Genomic DNA, 17,180 nt, shown 5'->3' with positions numbered 1-17,180 from the left:
AGATTGACGTGCGCCCTGTTCTTGCGTGCGAAAAACGGTTAGAATACACAGATGCCGCGACATACGTCGCCGCAGTTGCCTCCGTAGCTCAGGGGATAGAGCACCGCTCTCCTAAAGCGGGTGTCGACGGTTCGAATCCGCCCGGGGGCACCATGTAAAATCGCAGGCCAGAGGACGTGTTTCCTCTGGCCTGTTTTTGTATTCATCCTTCCTCCTTCATCTCGGTGGGGTGAAAAGGGGTGAAAGAAATAACGAACGACAGGTTGGCTTTGCCGTGGTGGGCCAGATGGACTGGTCGAATCCTCGTTGAGCGGCGCGGCTCCTCTGCGCGCTTTCCTGGCGCCGGGACCGATCGCAGTCCGTTCCCATGCGCTCTGGCCGAAGCATATCGTCGCCCGCGGCATGCATCGCGCGCATCGAAGAACGGCGGCGATACAATGGGGCGCATACTGCAACGGCGATACGGCCGCTTGCCCGCTGTGGCGCGCGGCCGTTCATGTAAAGGGGAGATGGTACGCATGGCGTGCGTGTTCGGTGTCGACGTGGGCGGAACCACGATCAAGTTCTCGGTGATCGACGAGGCGGGGACCATCTGCGAGCACTGGGCGATCCCCACGAACACGGCGGACGCCGGCGCCTCGATTCCCGCTGACATCGCGGCGCAGCTCGTGGCGAAGAACGCCGAGCTCGCCCAGACGGGCGAAGCGGCCCTCGCTATCGGCGTGGGCGTGCCCGGTCCGGTGTGCGAAGGCATGGTCGAGCGCGCCGTCAACCTGGGGTGATCTCAGATGCCGCTGGCCGAGCTCCTGCACGAGGCCACGGGACTGCCGGTCACCCTGCTGAACGATGCCAACGCCGCCGCTCTGGGCGAGACCTGGATGGGCGGTGACGAGACCTGCAGCAACGGCACCGCGGTGTTCGTCACGCTCGGCACGGGCGTGGGCGGCGGAGTCATCGTGGACGGCCGCGTGCTCAACGGCCGTCACGGGTGCGCCGGCGAGGTGGGTCACATGCCCGTGAAGGGCCACGACACGCGCCGGTGCGGCTGCGGTAAGACCAACTGCCTCGAGTGCTATTGCTCGGCAACCGGCTTCGTGAAGACGGCCAACGACCTGTACGACGCGGCGGGCGATCCGCGCGGCTTTACCGAGGGCAAAGAGGTGTTCGACCTGGTGGCTGCCGGCGAGTCCCTCGCGGTGCAGGCGCGCGATATCACGGTGGATTATCTGGCGGACGGCCTGGCATCCATCATGTGCGTGGTTGATCCGCAGGAGGTCATCGTGGGCGGCGGCCTGTCGCACGCGGGCGACCTGCTTATGGAGCCGCTCGCCGAGCGCCTGGCCGAGCGCGTGTTCCCGGCGGTCCGCGGCCGCTATGTGCTGCGCCGTGCCACGCTGGGCAACGATGCCGGCGCGCTGGGTGCGGCGTACCAGGCGTTTCAGCTGCTCGAGAGCCTGGCGGGCGAGGAGTAGGCTCGAATCGATCGACCCGTCGGCGCGTTGGTGCGCCATGGTTTCATATCGCGCGTTTGCGGCCCGGTCTCGCATGTCGAGGTCGGGCCGTTTTTCAGCGCCATTGCACGCCGCCGGGTGCCATCCCGTCCCCGAGCACCGAGCCCGTGTCGCGCGCTACGCGCCGTACCGATACGGGCGGACGCGCGCCTCGAGGCCGGGTGCGCCCAGGCTGCGCAGGCGCGCGAGCAGTCCGGGCGCCAGGTCGACGCCGCCGTCGACTCCGGACGGGCATCCCGTGGCGCGCAGCCGCTCGAGGTCGCGCTCGCTGGCGGCCACATGCGAGCTCCCCGCGTGCAGGCGCAGACGCACCTGCTGGCATCCGAGCGCGTGCAGCTCGTCCTCGCAGGCGCGCACGATATCGAGGGCAGCGCGCGTCAACGGCTCTCCGCACGCCACGCGCGTGGCCAGGCAGGCGCCTGCCGGAAGGTCCCAATTTGCGAATTCCCAGGCACGCAGCACAGCGCGCTCTTCGGCCTTGCGCCATCCGAGCTCGCGTAGCGGCGCGCGCACTCCCAGTTCGCGCAGTGCGCGCGTGCCCGGTCGCGTCTCCTCTATGTCGTCGGCGTTGCTGCCCTCGAGCACGGCGTCGATGCCGCGCTCGGCCGCGGCCCGCACGATGGCGCGAAAGCCGAGCAGCTTGCAGTGGTAGCAGCGTTCGTGTTCGTTGCGTGCGACGCGCTCGTCGTCCAGGGGGTCGAGCGGTATGCGCACCACGGGCAGGCCGATCATGTCGAGCGAGCGTTCGAACGCCTCGGCTTCGGGCGTGCCGGCGAACGGCGTATCAAGATGAAAGAGCGTGGTGCGTTCGCACGCGCAGCGCGCGCAGACCGCGGCGAGGAACGTGCTGTCCACGCCGCCCGAAAAGCCCAGGCCGATCGATCCAAGGCCCCGGATGTGATCCATGAGCCGATCGAGCTTCGGATGGAGCGCGGAGGGCGCGGCGTCGTGGAGCGTTGTTGTTGATGCAGGGGTCGCCATGGTGCGTTCCTTCGCGATGACGCTGGCAGAAAAAAGCAAAATGATAGGCGGCCGGCGTGGCGGCGGTGCACACATCCGATACGGGTGGACGTGCATGCGCGCATGGCGCATCGCGGGCGCCCCGCTCCCTACAGATACGTGCCAAGATCGAGGCCGGGCTGGGCTGCGGGCTTCGTGCCGCCGCTCGTTCGGACGGTGCTTTGCCGCGCAAGGAGGAAGGGGCGGACGAGCGAACGGCGACAAGGGTCTTCCGTCGATTCGCGCGAGGTTGTAGCTACCGCGGCCTCGGCGTCGCGTTCCGCGGCGGCCCGCGCCTCCTTCTGCTGCTCGATCTGCTCGATAAGGAACTGAACGCCGCGCCGCCCGATCTCGTAGCCGGCGGGGGCGCACGTGGTGAGCGGGACGCCGCCGCTCCAGGCCAGGGGGTTGCCGTCGCAGCCCGCGACGGCAATATCGTCCGGCACCGCAAGGCCCGCATCCTGGATGCCCGCGATCACGCCCGTCGCCAGGACGTCGGTGAGCGCGAGCACGAAGTCCGGCCGCGTGTCCTCCGGATCGGCTGCCAAACGGCTGCCGATCATGTAGCCGTCGCGCGCGAGGTTCCAAGCGCCCTCATCGAGATGCTGAAAGTCAACGTCCGGATATTTGCGCGCAACTTCGCGGACGCCCTCGATGCGTCGCTCGAGGGCGGGGTCCTCGGCCTGTCCCACCACGGCGATGCGACGGGCACGCAGGGAGATGGCGTGTTCGGCGATGAGGCGCCCCTGGGCGACGTTGTCCGCGGCAACGAAGTAGCCTGGAAGATCGGAATGGGTATCGAGGTACACCACGGGGATGGGCAGCACGCCGGCCCGTGGGCTCCAGTCCTTGCCGGTAAGCGGTTGCACGAGGATGCCCGACATCTGCGTGCCCATGAAGTAGCGCAGGTAGTCCTGTTCGAGGTCGAGGTCCTCGTCTGCGTTGGCTATGAGCAGGCCGTACCCATGGCGCCGCGCTTCGCTGTGCGCGCCGTTGGCGATCTGCAGGCTAAAGCCGTGGTCGAGGCGGGGGAGCACCAGACCGAAGGACGCGTTGCGGCCACCGGCCAGCATGCGCGCGCTCTGGTTGGGTAGAAAGCCCAGCTCGGCCATGGCGTCACGTACGCGCGCGAGGGTCTCGGGGCGAAGCTTGCCCGGATGGTTGATGGCGTTCGAAACCGTGCCCAGCGAGACGTGGGCCGCGCGCGCGACATCTTGGATGGTGACGTGTGCCATAGGGCGTTCGACTCCCATATTGATACGTTTCAATAGCGCATCCAGTGTACCACGGGTGGGGCGGAGCGCCCTGCAGCCTGCGGTCGGCGTGCATCCTCGTGTTGGCGCTATCTTGGAGCGCTTGTGCCCCGGCGGAGCGGTTTCGGCACACCCTGTGCCCTGTCGGGCGCGCCCCGTTTTCGACACCCGGACCTCGGCGCCTATCCGCGCATCGCATCGGACTGCGTCAGCTCGGCGCGCCAGCCATCGCACAGGGAGCGGTAGCGCGGGCCATACAGGCTTCCGCGCTGCCAGATAAGGCAGAAATCGTGTTCGATATGGAAGTCGCGCGGCGTGATGTCAACAAGCTCGCCGCGGGCCAGCTCGTCCTCCACCGCCACGCGGTACATAAACGTGATTCCGGCGCCTGCCTGCACGCACGCTTTGATGGCGGGAATGCTCTCGAGCTCCACTATGCCCGCGAAATCCCCGAGCGCGAGGTCGCGTGCCGCCAGGTGCTTCTCCAAGATCTCGCGCGTACCCGACCCCGCTTCACGCAGGATGAGGCGCTCGCCCAGCAGGTCGCGAATCGACGTCCGCTTGACGGCGACCCCGCTTGCCGCACCCGACGCCACGGCGCAGTATCGCTCGCTCGAAAGGGTGGCAAACGCGAAGTGGTCGCGATCAAACGATCCCTCCACCAGGGCGAAGTCGATATCTCCTCGATCGAGTGCCGCCACCAGGTCGCGCGTGTTGCCGGCAACCAGCGCCACCTCCGCGTGCGGATGCGCCTGCAGGTGCGCCGCCACGAGCCGCGGAGCCACGTAGTCGGCGATGGTGCGGGTGCAGCCGAAGTGCAGCGGCGCGTCCGCGGTAACCTCGCACGCCGTGCCCGCCGCGAGCGCCGCAGCTTCGTCGCGCATGCGCGCCTCGTCGTTTTCGATCGTAAGGAGCCGCTGGTAGAGCAGGTCGCCCGCAGGCGTTGGCTCGACGCCGCGGCTCGTTTTGGAAAACAGCTCGCAGCCGTAGTGCGCTTCGAGCTGCCGGATGTGCTGCGACACCGCGGGCTGCGTGATCAGCAGTGCCGCGGCCGCGCGCGTGAAGCTCCGTTGCCGGTAGACCTCTAAAAAAGTATGCGTGCGATAGTCGAGCATATCCGCCTCATAACAAATCATGATGCAACGATAATCAAAACGATACTTCCCATTATAAAGCGTGGTCATACGATAGAGCCTAGCTTGAATAGACGGCTCGTGGCCCGCCGTGGCTGCAGCGCCGCCGTCCCATCCCCCGGCGGCGCTGCAGCCATGACGAGACGGCGGGTCCCATCTCGCAACGCAGGGGGCGCGGCCCCGGAAAGGTATGGAAACATGGAGCTCATCAAGGATTTCAAAGACCTGTGGCGCGGCGTCGCGTTGGCGCTGGTCATCGCCGTGCCGGCATGGTTGCTGGGTAAGCAGTTCGAGGTTATCGGCGGCCCGGTGTTCGCCATCCTCATCGGCATGGTGCTGGCAACCCTTCTGCGCCGTCGTCCGGGCGTGGCCGAGGCCACCTCGGCGGGTATCAAGTACACGTCGAAGAAGATTCTCCAGTATGCGGTCATCCTGCTGGGCTTTGGCCTCAACTTGGGAGAGATCGCCAAGGTCGGTGCGAAGTCGCTGCCCATCATCGTAGCCACCATCACCACGTCGCTCGTCGTATCCTACGTGCTGCATCGTGCCATGAAGGTTCCCACGAAGATCTCCACGCTGGTGGGCGTGGGCTCCTCCATCTGCGGCGGCTCGGCCATCGCTGCCACGGCGCCCGTCATCGACGCCGATGACGAAGAGATCGCGCAGGCCATCAGCGTCATCTTCCTCTTCAACATTCTCGCAGCGCTCATCTTCCCCACGCTCGGCAGCATGCTCGGCATGACCAACGAGGGCTTCGGTCTGTTCGCCGGCACCGCGGTCAACGACACCTCCTCGGTGACGGCCGCCGCGGCGGCATGGGACGGCATGCATCCCGGATCCAACGCGCTCGACCACGCCACCATCGTGAAGCTCACGCGTACGCTCGCCATCATCCCCATCACGCTGGGACTTGCGTTCCTGCAGGTCCGTAAGGCCAAGCGCGCCGCAGAGGCAGGTGAGGGCACGGGCCAGGCGGCCGGTACCTTCGATATCAAGAAGATCTTCCCGTTCTTCATCCTCTTCTTCGTGCTGGCCAGCATCATCACCACGGTATTCGCGCTACCCGTTGCGGTGACGGCGCCCATCAAGACGCTCTCGAAGTTCTTCATCGTCATGGCCATGGCCGCTATCGGCTTCAACACCGACGTGGTCAAGCTGGTAAAGACCGGCGGCAAGCCCATCTTCATGGGCCTGTGCTGTTGGATCGCCATCACGCTGGTAAGCCTGGGCATGCAGAGCATGCTGGGCATCTGGTAGCGCGGGCCGCACCGGTTCGTGCCGCTGTGCCGCGGCGAGGATTCATCCGATAGGGTGGACTTGCGTGGCGGATTTGGTTCCAGCAGAGGGGCGGACGGCGCCGGCAGGCGCCGTCCGCCCCTCTGTTTTTGTGCTGCAGCGGTCCGGATTGCGGCTCGTCTTTGCTGGTTCTCGATTGGGCTCTGGCCTTGTTGTCACTAGATGCAGGTTTTGAGTCTTTTGGCAGAGTGAAAACCGCTATGAATAAAGCTCAACCTGAGGAATAAGAAACATATGACAACAAAAATGGAGCGAATGATGGGACCGGCGGCCGTTGAGCCAGGCTTTTCCACCGTGCCGAGGGCCGCAACCGTCTCGCACCGCTCGTGAACGGCGCCCGCAGGGCCTCTTGAAGACTCAAAATCGACAATTGCTGCCATGGCCTTGCGCTCTCGAGCGAGAATGCGCGCTGCTGGGACAAAGCGCTGAATTTTGCATGCACGAACGTTGGACTCTTATGCAAATTGAGGCAACGGCGCGTCGCTGGCCCCTATGCCGGCGCGGGCGGGGGGCGAGGCCGGCCGCGGCCCGCAGCAAAATCGCTGCGGTTTCAATTGGCGGCACGGCCGTTGCGGGGCCTTGTTCGAAGCGGTGAACGCCACCGTCGCAGATATGGTAAGTCTGCAGGCGAATTGTCATGTTTCCGTCAAAGTGGACTGCTTTTCGCATGGGGCACGTATCATATTTCGGGCACATCGACCGAAAGGCACATCCATGCAAGAGGCATTCTTCTCGTTTATCAGCCAGTTCGGCTACCTTGCCGTAGCCGCGCTCATCCTGTTCGAAAACGTTTTCCCGCCCATTCCCAGCGAGCTCATCTTGCCGCTTTCGGGTTTCCTGGCTACGCAGACCGACATGACGCTGCCCGGTGTCATTATCTTCGCCACCGTGGGTTCGGTGGTGGGCGCCTACTTCCTGTACGGCATCGGCCGCTTGCTGTCGCAGGAGCGCCTCGAGGGCTTCTTCGACACCAAGCCCATGCGCATGCTGGGCTTCAAGTCCGACGACGTGGCCAGCGCCATCGGCTGGTTCGACCGCAAGGGTCAGATCACCGTGCTCATCTGCCGTTGCATCCCGGTGGTACGCAGCCTCATCTCCATTCCCGCCGGCACCGCCAAGATGAACATGGTCCGCTTCGCCCTGTACACGCTGGCGGGCTCGCTGGTGTGGAACGCCATCCTGTGCACGCTGGGCTTTTGGGCCGGCGGCGCCTGGGAGCAGGTCACCGCGCAGGCCGAGTGGGTTTCCGACGTGGTGAAGATCGTCATCATCGTCGCGGCGGTCGCCGTTATTGCCTGGTGGGTCGTCAAGCGCATCGTTCCCGCCATGAAGGAGAAGGACACTACCAAATAAACCGTGCGGCTACATGCATCAAATCTCTAAATGAGCTGCCCTTACGCGAGCGGCGCCGGAATAATTTCGGCGCCGCTCGCTACGTTCGCGGGCGTCTTGCTACCGTTGCTCGAACAGGGATACCGTCTGCCAATTTCATCATGATTGTGTAAGCGCGCGGGCGTTAACTGTGAGGTAAGCAAAGTTACCCACACGCCCGTGCGGGCGTCTGACGCCAAGGAGGCAGCCATGGGATTGAAAGCAGACGATACCCTTGCGTTTTCGTTTGAGGAGCTGCTGACTTATCTGCGCTCCAAGACCCGCGTATTCATGGATGTCGACGGCCATGAGTATTACGTCACCCACACCGATGGGTACTGGCGCGTGCAGGATTGCGAGAAGCTCAACCCCAAGGGTCGCTTCAGCGATTGCTCCGAGCTCGTCACCACGCTGTCCGAGCTCATCGAGCTGCCGTGGCACGACGGCAAGAGCGTCCACGACCTCTTCCCGGACGCCACGTTCTACGCCTCCATCCAGGAAGGCTGAGTGCGCCCCGAGTAGCGCCCGCGCATGCTTCGTCCCCCCTTTTCGGCCCTGGTGCCCTGGCACCGGGGCCGTTTTTGTTGCCGTCGCGTAACCTCTGCCAGGTTGTTGACCGAGATTCTTGCGCGGTAGTATTCTGCTCTATGTCCGAAATCGGATAAAACGTGAAGGTTTGGGAGAAGGGGAGCACCTTGGCTGCAGATATCGATAGCCCGGCACAACTCGACTACCTCTACAACGCGGCCGACCGCCTATACGGGCAGTTCGCCCGGAGCTGCGGGTTGTCGAGCTGCGCGTACTGGATGCTGTACGAGCTGGTGTGCGCGGGTGGTACGGCATCGCTGCGCAGCATCGCCATCGCCTGGTCGTACAGCAAGCAGACCATCAACTCGGCGCTCAAGTCGCTGGAGTCGCGCGAGCTCATCGAGCTTTCGTTCGAGCCCGGCAGCCGCAAGAGCAAGCAGGCGTCGCTCACGCCCGCCGGCGTGGTCTTTGCGAAGGAGAACATCGTGCCCGGCATCGAGGCCGAGCGCCGCGCCTTCTGCACGCTTACGGCGGACGAGCGCGCAACCCTGCTCGAGCTGGCGCACAAGTACACCGAGGCGCTCGACGCCGAGTTCACGAGCATGAACGAGGGCCGCGGGTAGCGCGCCGTATCCGCGCGGCTGCGGGCTGTTCGGCTCGATCGGCTGCAGCGCGCGCGGCAGCGGGGCATGGCCCGCAGGTAGAGGGAGGGGCGAGCGCCTGGCGCCGCCGCAAGGAGGAGATGCGTATGAAGCTGCTATTTCGATTCATGAAACCCTATCGTGCGCTGGTGGCGGTCACGCTGCTGGTGCTCTTCATCGATAACGTGGGCACGCTGCTGGTGCCCACGATGCTCGCCGACATGATCAACACGGGCATCGGCACGGGCGATTTCGACTACATCGTGCGCGGGGGCCTGGCCATGCTGGGCGCCTCGCTGCTGGCGAGCGGCGGCGCCATGACCGGAGCGTACCTGGCGGCCAAACTCGCGTCCAACGTGGCGCGCGACATCCGCAACGCCGTCTACGACGCGTCGCTGCAGTTCTCGAGCAGCGATTTCGAGCGCTTCGGCACGGGCTCCATGATCACCCGCACGCTCAACGACGCCAACGTGATCCAGCAGTCCATCATCGCCACGATTCAGCTCGTGCTGCCCGTTCCGTTCCTGTCGGTGGCGGGCATCGTCATGGCGTGCATGATCGACTACCAGATGGGCATCCTGCTGGCGGTGGTCGTGGCCATCGTGCTCGCCATCGCCGTGGTGACGGTGGCCAAGGCGGCGCCCATCTTCATGAGCCTGCAAAAGCTCATCGACCGCATGAACGTGGTGCTGCGCGAGAGCATCGTTGGCGCCCGCGTGATCCGCGCCTTCAACAAGGAGCGCCATGCCGAGCGCCGCCTGGACGAGGTCTTCACGAGCTATGCCGACCGCGCCATCAAGGTGAACCTGCTGTTCGCGGGGCTTGATTGCTCGGCGTTCTTCTTCATGAACATCGCCGAGGTCGCCCTGTTGTGGCTGGGCGGCAACCGCGTGGGCGCGCATGCGATGCAGATCGCCAGCGTCACGGCGGTGCTCGAATACGCGATGCTCATCCTCTTCTTCGTTATGATGGCGCAGATCGTGGCGCTCACGCTGCCGCGCGCCAAGGCGTGCCTGGATCGTGCCGCCGCCGTTATCGACCTTGAGCCCGAGATCGTGGACGGGGCGGGAGAGCGCGCGGGTGCTGCGGAGGCGGACCGCGCGTCCGAGGACGTGGCCGTGTTCGACCACGCCTCCTTCCGCTTCGACGATGCAGACGAGGACACCCTGCACGACCTCAGCTTTGCCTGCAAGCGCGGGCAGACGACGGCCATCATCGGCTCGACCGGTTCGGGCAAGTCGACCATCGCCAAGATGCTGCTGCGCCTGCATGACGTGACGGGCGGCGCGGTGCGCTTCTGCGGTGCCGACGTTCGCGACCTGCCGCAGCACGAGCTGCGCGGCGCCATCTCGTACGTGCCGCAGAAAGCCTGGCTGTTCTCCGGCACGGTGGCGAGCAACCTTCGCTACGGCAACGAGGATGCCGACGAGGATGCCATGCGCCACGCGCTCACGGTGGCGCAAAGCGAGTTCGTGTTCGATCTGCCCCAGGGACTCGAGTCGCCCGTGGCCCAGGGCGGCGCCAACTTCTCGGGCGGACAGCGCCAGCGCCTGTCCATCGCCCGTGCGCTCATGAAGCGCGCTGACCTGTATATCTTCGATGACAGCTTTTCCGCGCTGGATTTCAAGACCGATGCGGCCCTGCGCCGCGCCTTGGTTCCCGAGACGAGCGACGCGGCCGTGCTCATCATCGCCCAACGCATCTCAACCATCCTGCATGCCGATCAGATCATCGTGCTGAAGGACGGCCATATCGAGGGCAAGGGCACGCACGAGGAGCTCATGGAGACCTGCGCGGTGTATCAAGATATCGCTCGTTCGCAGATGAAGGGAGGCGAGTAACGTGGCGGAGCAATTCGACAAGATGAACGGCCTGGACCAGGTCGAGCAACTGGAAGGGCAGATGGTTCGCGAGGCGGCGGCGCATGCGGAGGAGACCCGCGAGGAGGCATCGCCCGCGTCGACGGGCGGGGCCGACGGCGCCCGGTCCGACGACGATGCGCCCGAGGTGCCGCGCGACATCAAGCGCACGGTGGCCCGGCTGTGGCACGAGGCCAAAGATCAGCACTGGCGCTTCGTCCTCGTACTTATCTCCATCGTGCTGTACACGGGGTTCTCGGTAGCGGCGCCGGCGTTTTCGGCGCGCGTCATCGACATCCTGTGGGCGAACATCCAAGATGCCTTCGCGCAGGGCCGCTCGTTTACCGTGGGCTGGGAGACCGGCGGGCGCGCCATCGTGGTCTACCTGGCGGTCTGGACGCTTGCAGCGGTCTTCTATACCGTGCAGTGCTTCGTGATGGCCGGCTTTGCCGAGCGGCTCAACCTGTCGTTGCGCAACAAGCTCGCGGCCAAGATGAACCGCTTGCCGTTGGCGTTCTTCGACGCGCACCGTCCCGGCGAGGTGGTGAGCCGCGCCACCAACGACCTCGATAAGATGTCCGAGGTGCTGCAGACCGGCTTGCTGCGCCTGCTCATGGCTATCGGCGGCGTGACCGGCGCCGTGGTGATGATGTTCGTCTACAGTCCGCTGCTGGCCTGCGTCTTCCTGGCGTTCTCGCTGCTTTCGGTGCTGGTGACCAAGCTCACGGCGCGCCGCAACCTCGAGCTCGCGGCTGAGCGCCAGAAGTGGGTGGGTCATCTCACGGGCGCCGTGGAGGAAGCCTATAGCGGCCGCGTGGTCATTCGTGCGTTCAACCGCGAGCGCCAGAGCTCCGAAGAGATCCACGACCTGGCGCAGAAGCTCGCCGATTCGAGCCGCCGCGCCGACTTCCTCACCAACGCCACGGGCCCGGCCATTCGATTCATCGGCCGTCTGTCGCAGGTGGCCATCGCGGTTATCGGCTGCGGCATGCTTATCGCGGGGCAGATCACCATCGGCATCTTCCAGGCGTTCTTCCAGTACATCAACCAAGCATCCGAGCCGCTTACGCAGATGTCCATGACCATCAACACGCTGCAGAGCGCGCTCGCCTCGGTGGAGCGCGTGTTCGACATTCTCGACGAGCCCGAGATCGATCCCGAGCCCGCGCCCGCGTTGGCGGCACACGTGAGCCGCCCGGTGCAGGGGCGCATCGACTTCCAGCATGTGCGCTTCGGCTATGCGCCGGACAAGCCGCTCATGCGCGACGTATCGTTCACGGCGGAGCCTGGTCAGAAGATCGCGATCGTGGGTGCTACGGGTGCGGGCAAGACGACGCTTATCAACCTGCTCATGCGCTTCTACGAGGTCGACGGCGGCCATATCACGCTCGACGGCGTCGATACGCGCCAGATGGACCGCGGCGAGCTGCGCAGCAACTTCGGTATGGTGCTGCAGGACGCATGGCTGTTCGACGGCACTATCGCGGAGAACATCGCGTATGGCAAGCCCGATGCTACCCGCGACGAGATCGAATGCGCGGCGCGCGCGGCGCATGTGGATTTCTTCGTGCGCACGATGCCGCACGGTTACGATACGCACGTGGCCAACGATGCCGAGAACATCAGCCAGGGCCAACGGCAGCTGCTCACCATCGCCCGCGCGATGCTGTGCGACCCCAAGATCCTCATTTTGGATGAGGCCACGTCGAGCGTGGATACGCGCACCGAGCAGGCGATTGTCCGTGCGATGGAGGCGCTCATGCACGGCCGCACGAGCTTCGTGATCGCACATCGCCTGTCCACCATCGTGGATGCCGACCTCATCTTGGTGATGGAGTCGGGCACGATCATCGAGCAGGGTACCCATGCCGAGCTGCTTGCGGCCGACGGCGCCTACGCCGAGCTGTATCGCTCGCAGTTCATGTAGGCGCGCCCTGAGTTTCAAGACAGTAATCTGCCGCATCAAACGACGGCGCCCGGTGTATTCCGGGCGCCGTCGTTGCATATGGGTTGGTTGTTGGCGCATACGCCTATCTGCGTGGCTGGCGCCGGACATGCAGGTGCCGGGCGAGCAGCCCGCCGCGACCGCCGCTATCGCTCTTCGGCGAGCTGCCGCACGAGCGCGGTGAGCTCGGCCACCTGGCGTTCGAGTTCGCAGATGCGGCGCTGGTTCCCGGCGATGCACTCGCGGTTGATGAGGGATTGCTCTTGCACGGGGTCGGGCATGCTCTCGCGATGGTCGCGCGCGTCGAGCGTGTCGCCCAGCACGCGGCAGCCGGCGCGGCGCACCACGCGCCCCGGAACGCCCACCACGGTGGATTCGGCCGGCACGTCCTTTACCACCACGGAGTTGCCGCCGATTTTGACATCGTCACCGATCTGGATGTTGCCCAGGACCTTGGCGCCCGTGCCCACCGTGACGCGGTCGCCCAGCGTGGGATGGCGCTTTCCGGTTTCCTTGCCGGTGCCTCCCAGCGTGACGCCCTGGTATAGAACGCAGTCGTCGCCTACCACCGTGGTCTCGCCTATTACCACGCCCATGGCGTGGTCGATGAAGAGGCGGCGCCCGATCTGCGCGGCGGGATGGATCTCGACGCCGGTGAAGAATCGCGTGAGCTGCGACATCACCCGCGCCAGGCCGCACATGCCGTGGTTCCACAGCCAGTGTTCGGGGGTATGGGCCCACTTTGCGTGCAGGCCGGGATAGGAGAGGAAGATGACCAGCGCGCTCTGCGCTGCGGGGTCGTGTGACTGCACCGTCTTGATGTCCTCGCGGATGGTGGTGATAAAGCTCATCGCGTCTCGATTTCTATAGGCTCGTTCGAATGAAGCCATGGTAGCGACATATGTCTCTAAAGTCGAGAGAATCACTAGGGTTTAACAACTCAGCCCTCGCGCCGCGTGCATCGCGCTTGCCGAATGTTTCGGGTGCGCAAACAGCTTTAGCAAAATAAAGGGCATGCCGCCGCGCGCGGGCGTACTGGGTAGAATGGCCACCAACGGTTGGTCGGGCGGCGCGCGTTCCGTGCACCCGTATATATGAGAAGGGGAGACCTGTGATGACGGAGAAGAAGGACTTGGACTGGGGGAGCCTGGATTTCAGCTATCGAAAGACGGACTACAGCTACGTGTCCAATTACAAGGACGGGGCGTGGGACGAAGGGGCCCTGACGAGCGACCATACCATCGCGCTTTCGGAATGCGCGGGAATCTTTCACTATTGCCAGGAGGTCTTCGAGGGGCTCAAGGCCTATACGACGCAAGATGGCCGCATCGTGTGCTTTCGACCGGATATGAATGCCCAGCGCATGGCCGATTCAGCCGAGCGCCTGGTCATGCCCGCCTTTCCACAGGACCGGTTCGTCGAGGCGGTCGAGCAGGTGGTGCGCGCGAACGCCGCCTGGGTTCCGCCGTTCGGTTCGGGCGCGACCCTGTACGTGCGCCCGCTCATGATCGCCACGGGCGACGTCATCGGCGTCAAACCCGCGACCGAGTACCAGTTCCGCATCCTTGTGACGCCGGTCGGGCCGTACTTCAAGGGCGGTGACACGGCGGTGAAGCTGTGCGTATCGCCCTATGATCGCGCGGCGCCCCATGGTACGGGCAACATCAAGGCGGGCCTCAACTACGCGATGAGCCTCAAGCCCGGTATGGACGCCCATGCGGCCGGCTATGCCGAGAACCTGTATCTCGATTCGGAGTCCCGTACGTACGTGGAGGAGACCGGCGGAGCGAACGTGCTGTTCGTGGATAGGGACGGCGTGCTGGTGGTGCCGGTCTCGCACACCGATTCCATCCTGCCGTCCATCACGCGCCGTTCGCTGGTGCAGGTGGCGCAGGACCTGGGTATCGCGGTGGACGAGCGACCGGTTGCGTGGACCGAGGTGGTTTCGGGCGCCTTCGTCGAGTGCGGTCTGTGTGGTACGGCGGCGGTCATTAGTCCCGTGGGCGAAATCCACGACGGCGATACGGTCGTTGTGTTCGAGGATGGGCACGAGTCGTCTGGTCCGGTGATGAGGCGCTTGCGCGAGACGCTCACGGGCATTCAGGCGGGTACCATCGAGGACGTGCATGGATGGGTCCGCACCATCTGCTCGTAAGAGCGCTTGCCTCGATTGCGCGCGGCCGGCATGCGGGGTTCCGGGGTATTCGGGCCATCGCCTCAAAGAGGCTCCGCGCTTCGCATGCCGGCTTGGACGCCGCTGTCGGAACCCCCTCGTTCCAGCGCTCGGAAAGGTGCCCGTGGATTTTTTCGAGCGGGCCGGGTTGTTTCTTGTGCGCCACGGAGCCTCTTGCCATACTGGTCTACACCAGTCCGGGAAAATGGCCTGGGTACGCTCTTAAGCACGCTCGATCCCATGGGGATCAGATCAAGGAGGATACATGGCAAAGCCCCGCAACAAAGCGGTCGTCGCAGGACTCACGCTCACGCTTACGTTTGGATGCCTGAGCGTTCCCGCCCTTGCTACCACCGCGAGCGGCCAGGCGGAGGATGCTGCGCAGCGCAACCTGCCGGCTCCGAGCGATTTCGATCGTACGGATGAGTTCGATAACGGTTCGATGTCGCAGGTTGCCATAGAGCTCGCCGCGGTGGACACCCGCGCCGTGGCGGCTATCTCGGACGAGATGAAGTATTTCACGCGGTTCGAGAGTAATTGCAACTACGATCAGGGCTTTTCATACGGCGACGGCTATAACGCGATGGGGTACTACCAGTTCGATCGCCGTTATGCGCTCGTGCCGTTCATCGAGTCGGTCTATAGCTACGACCCGGTCAAGTACAGCATGTTCCAAGCCGTGGTCGAGCGCGGCGACGAACTGAAGACGGCTCCTATCTACGACAGCGCGAACAAGGCCCTTACAGAGATCGGCCGCTTGGCTAACGATGCATGGCATGCAGCCTATGCCGCGGACCCCCAGGAATTCGCCGCACTGCAGGATGGCTATTCCTACAATAACTACTACAAGCCCGTCGAGCGGTTGCTCGCTTCGACCTACGGCGTCGATATCAGCGGCCGTGCGGACTGCGTGAAGGGCCTCGCATGGGGTATGTGCAACCTCTATGGCTCGGGCGGCGTCCAAAAGTTCTTCACTGCGGCCAAGCTTAACGAGGGCATGAGCGACCGCGAGATGGTCACCGCGCTATGCGACGCCGTGATCGATTACTTCTCCTCGGGAGCAGGGAAAAATCATGCGTATGCCGCAGGCTACGTGAATCGCTATAAGCAGGAGAAGCGCGTCTGCCTTGGATATGTCGAGCAGCACGAGGCCGAGCAGCAGGCTCCCATCGTGCCGCCTACGCCCAATGAGCCGGAGACGCCCCAGAATCCCGATGCCAATACCGATACGGATCAGGGGGCCACGGATCAGGCCCCGGATGCCGGTGCCGGCAACGGCTCCACTGACACGGAGGCGCCCGAGGGCGATGGCCAGGATCATGGTGCTATCGAGGGTGATTCCGAGCGTCCGCAAAACGGCCCCGGAAACGACGTGCTCCCCGAGCTTCCCCAGGACGACAACGACTTGCAGGGAACGCCGGGTGACATCGAAAATGGACCCACGGACCAGGGAGATGCCGACGCTCCTGGCCAGAGCGAGGGCTTGGGCCAAGGCGATGATGCCGGGTCCTCGAAGCCCGAAGTCGATCCTACGCCCGAGGTCGAGATGGTTCCGGGTGCGGGAGCCGAACAGTCCGGCGAAGACGCCCCCGAAAGCGCTCAGCAGTTTGCGGTGGTATTTGACGACTACGACCCCCTTACTCCTAATACCGAGTTCGTAGTTGCACGCAATGCCGCGTTCGCCGATGCGCATCAGCTGCCTGCGGCTCCGGTGTATGAGGGCTATGCGTTTGATGGCTGGTATCTGTACGACCGTGCGACGCGCACTTATGGCGAGCAGTTCGATCCGAGCGCTCCCGTCACCACTGATATATATGTGGCGGCCAAGTGGACCAAGGTCGAGCAGCAGATCGCGGCCGAGCCCGCCCCGGACGCCAGCGACGTCGCTAGGGCAGAGGCGCTGCCGCAGACGTTCGACATGGCAGGCGTGGCGGCTATCGCAGCCACTGTTCTCTCTGCTGCGGGTACCGCGGCCGTCGCCCTGGGCCGCGACGAAGGCGATGCCGACCATTCGTAGCAAGGCGTCAGCTGCCGCAGGGTCTTTACAGTGAACTCCCGTCTGCGTGCAATATCGCAGACGGGAGTTTTTCATATATATAGATAGGCGGCTGATGGCGACATCGGTGCCACGGAAGGGGTCCTCCTGGCGGGAGGGCCCCTTTCTTTCGTTTGCTGGCGCCCGTTCCGCCATAAAGGGGGCTGCGGCGACGTGGGCCCGGTCGCGCCGTGCACCGGGGCGCCCCGCCAGGGACCTCCTAGGCGGGGAAGGTTTAGCGGGCGCGGGGATCCCCTGTCTGTGAACAGCCCCCGGCATGGGAGGGGCGGCCAGCGCAGCCCCTCCGGGACGCCCGGGCACCCAGTTGTGTACGTCTCGTGGAGGAGCGCCGCCGCCCTGGACGGCCCCCGGGCGCTATGGCATTATTAATCCCCGCCGCGCGGCTCCGAGGAGGACCGCCCGGCGCGTACCTTGA

The 17,180-nt window shown here is 64.7% G+C and carries 12 protein-coding genes, 1 tRNA gene and 1 pseudogene; 10 read left to right on the top strand and 4 right to left on the bottom strand.

Annotated elements, in window-relative coordinates; genetic code table 11:
• The first annotated feature begins 77 nt into the window (after positions 1–77).
• A tRNA-Arg gene (locus E4J93_RS01240) sits at positions 78–153 on the top strand.
• Positions 154–437: 284 nt separating this feature from the next.
• Positions 438–1,472 (top strand): annotated as a pseudogene (locus E4J93_RS01230) (ROK family protein).
• A 156-nt stretch (positions 1,473–1,628) separates the two neighbouring features.
• On the opposite strand, the gene E4J93_RS01225 reads toward E4J93_RS01230, so the two are convergent.
• From E4J93_RS01225 to E4J93_RS01215, 3 genes are all read right to left on the bottom strand, one after another.
• Positions 1,629–2,492 carry an asparagine synthase-related protein gene (locus E4J93_RS01225; protein WP_147587672.1) on the bottom strand — a complete coding sequence of 288 codons (864 nt, stop codon included), beginning with the start codon at positions 2,490–2,492 and terminating at the stop codon, positions 1,629–1,631.
• A 128-nt stretch (positions 2,493–2,620) separates the two neighbouring features.
• On the bottom strand, positions 2,621–3,745 hold the full coding sequence (locus tag E4J93_RS01220; RefSeq protein ID WP_147587671.1) for a LacI family DNA-binding transcriptional regulator: 1,125 nt from the start codon (positions 3,743–3,745) through the stop codon (positions 2,621–2,623).
• A 200-nt stretch (positions 3,746–3,945) separates the two neighbouring features.
• Complete coding sequence (locus E4J93_RS01215; protein ID WP_255431860.1) at positions 3,946–4,899, bottom strand: LysR family transcriptional regulator; 954 nt, start codon at positions 4,897–4,899, stop codon at positions 3,946–3,948.
• A 195-nt stretch (positions 4,900–5,094) separates the two neighbouring features.
• On the opposite strand from E4J93_RS01215, the gene E4J93_RS01210 reads away from it, so the two are divergent.
• The 6 genes from E4J93_RS01210 to E4J93_RS01180 all read left to right on the top strand — a co-directional run bounded on the left by E4J93_RS01210 (position 5,095) and on the right by E4J93_RS01180 (position 12,518).
• Complete coding sequence (locus E4J93_RS01210) at positions 5,095–6,153, top strand: YeiH family protein (RefSeq protein ID WP_147587670.1); 1,059 nt, start codon at positions 5,095–5,097, stop codon at positions 6,151–6,153.
• Positions 6,154–6,906: 753 nt separating this feature from the next.
• Positions 6,907–7,545: a DedA family protein gene (locus E4J93_RS01200; protein WP_147587668.1), complete on the top strand. Its 639-nt coding sequence runs from the start codon at positions 6,907–6,909 to the stop codon at positions 7,543–7,545.
• A 228-nt stretch (positions 7,546–7,773) separates the two neighbouring features.
• Positions 7,774–8,070, top strand: coding sequence for a CDP-alcohol phosphatidyltransferase (locus E4J93_RS01195; protein WP_147587667.1), 297 nt, complete (start codon positions 7,774–7,776; stop codon positions 8,068–8,070).
• A gap of 188 nt (positions 8,071–8,258) precedes the next feature.
• Positions 8,259–8,714: a MarR family winged helix-turn-helix transcriptional regulator gene (locus E4J93_RS01190; protein ID WP_147587800.1), complete on the top strand. Its 456-nt coding sequence runs from the start codon at positions 8,259–8,261 to the stop codon at positions 8,712–8,714.
• Between the two features lie 125 nt (positions 8,715–8,839).
• Complete coding sequence (locus E4J93_RS01185) at positions 8,840–10,573, top strand: ABC transporter ATP-binding protein (RefSeq protein WP_147587666.1); 1,734 nt, start codon at positions 8,840–8,842, stop codon at positions 10,571–10,573.
• Between the two features lie 61 nt (positions 10,574–10,634).
• Positions 10,635–12,518 (top strand): ABC transporter ATP-binding protein, encoded by a 1,884-nt coding sequence (locus E4J93_RS01180; protein ID WP_187231564.1) that lies wholly within the window; start codon positions 10,635–10,637, stop codon positions 12,516–12,518.
• Between the two features lie 164 nt (positions 12,519–12,682).
• Here E4J93_RS01180 and cysE read toward each other — a convergent pair whose 3' ends face one another.
• Positions 12,683–13,426: a serine O-acetyltransferase gene (gene cysE / locus E4J93_RS01175; protein WP_147587665.1), complete on the bottom strand. Its 744-nt coding sequence runs from the start codon at positions 13,424–13,426 to the stop codon at positions 12,683–12,685.
• 224 nt (positions 13,427–13,650) lie between these two features.
• Here cysE and E4J93_RS01170 point away from each other — a divergent pair, with 224 nt between their 5' ends.
• Both E4J93_RS01170 and E4J93_RS01165 read left to right on the top strand, forming a co-directional pair.
• Positions 13,651–14,691: a branched-chain amino acid aminotransferase gene (locus tag E4J93_RS01170; RefSeq protein WP_255431858.1), complete on the top strand. Its 1,041-nt coding sequence runs from the start codon at positions 13,651–13,653 to the stop codon at positions 14,689–14,691.
• 283 nt (positions 14,692–14,974) lie between these two features.
• Positions 14,975–16,726: a hypothetical protein gene (locus tag E4J93_RS01165; RefSeq protein WP_147587663.1), complete on the top strand. Its 1,752-nt coding sequence runs from the start codon at positions 14,975–14,977 to the stop codon at positions 16,724–16,726.
• Positions 16,727–17,180 lie beyond the last annotated feature (454 nt).

The organism is Collinsella sp. BA40 (genome assembly GCF_008014645.1).
In the GTDB taxonomy this organism is placed as follows: Bacteria; Actinomycetota; Coriobacteriia; order Coriobacteriales; family Coriobacteriaceae; genus Collinsella.
This window is presented reverse-complemented; position numbering and strand designations above follow the sequence as displayed.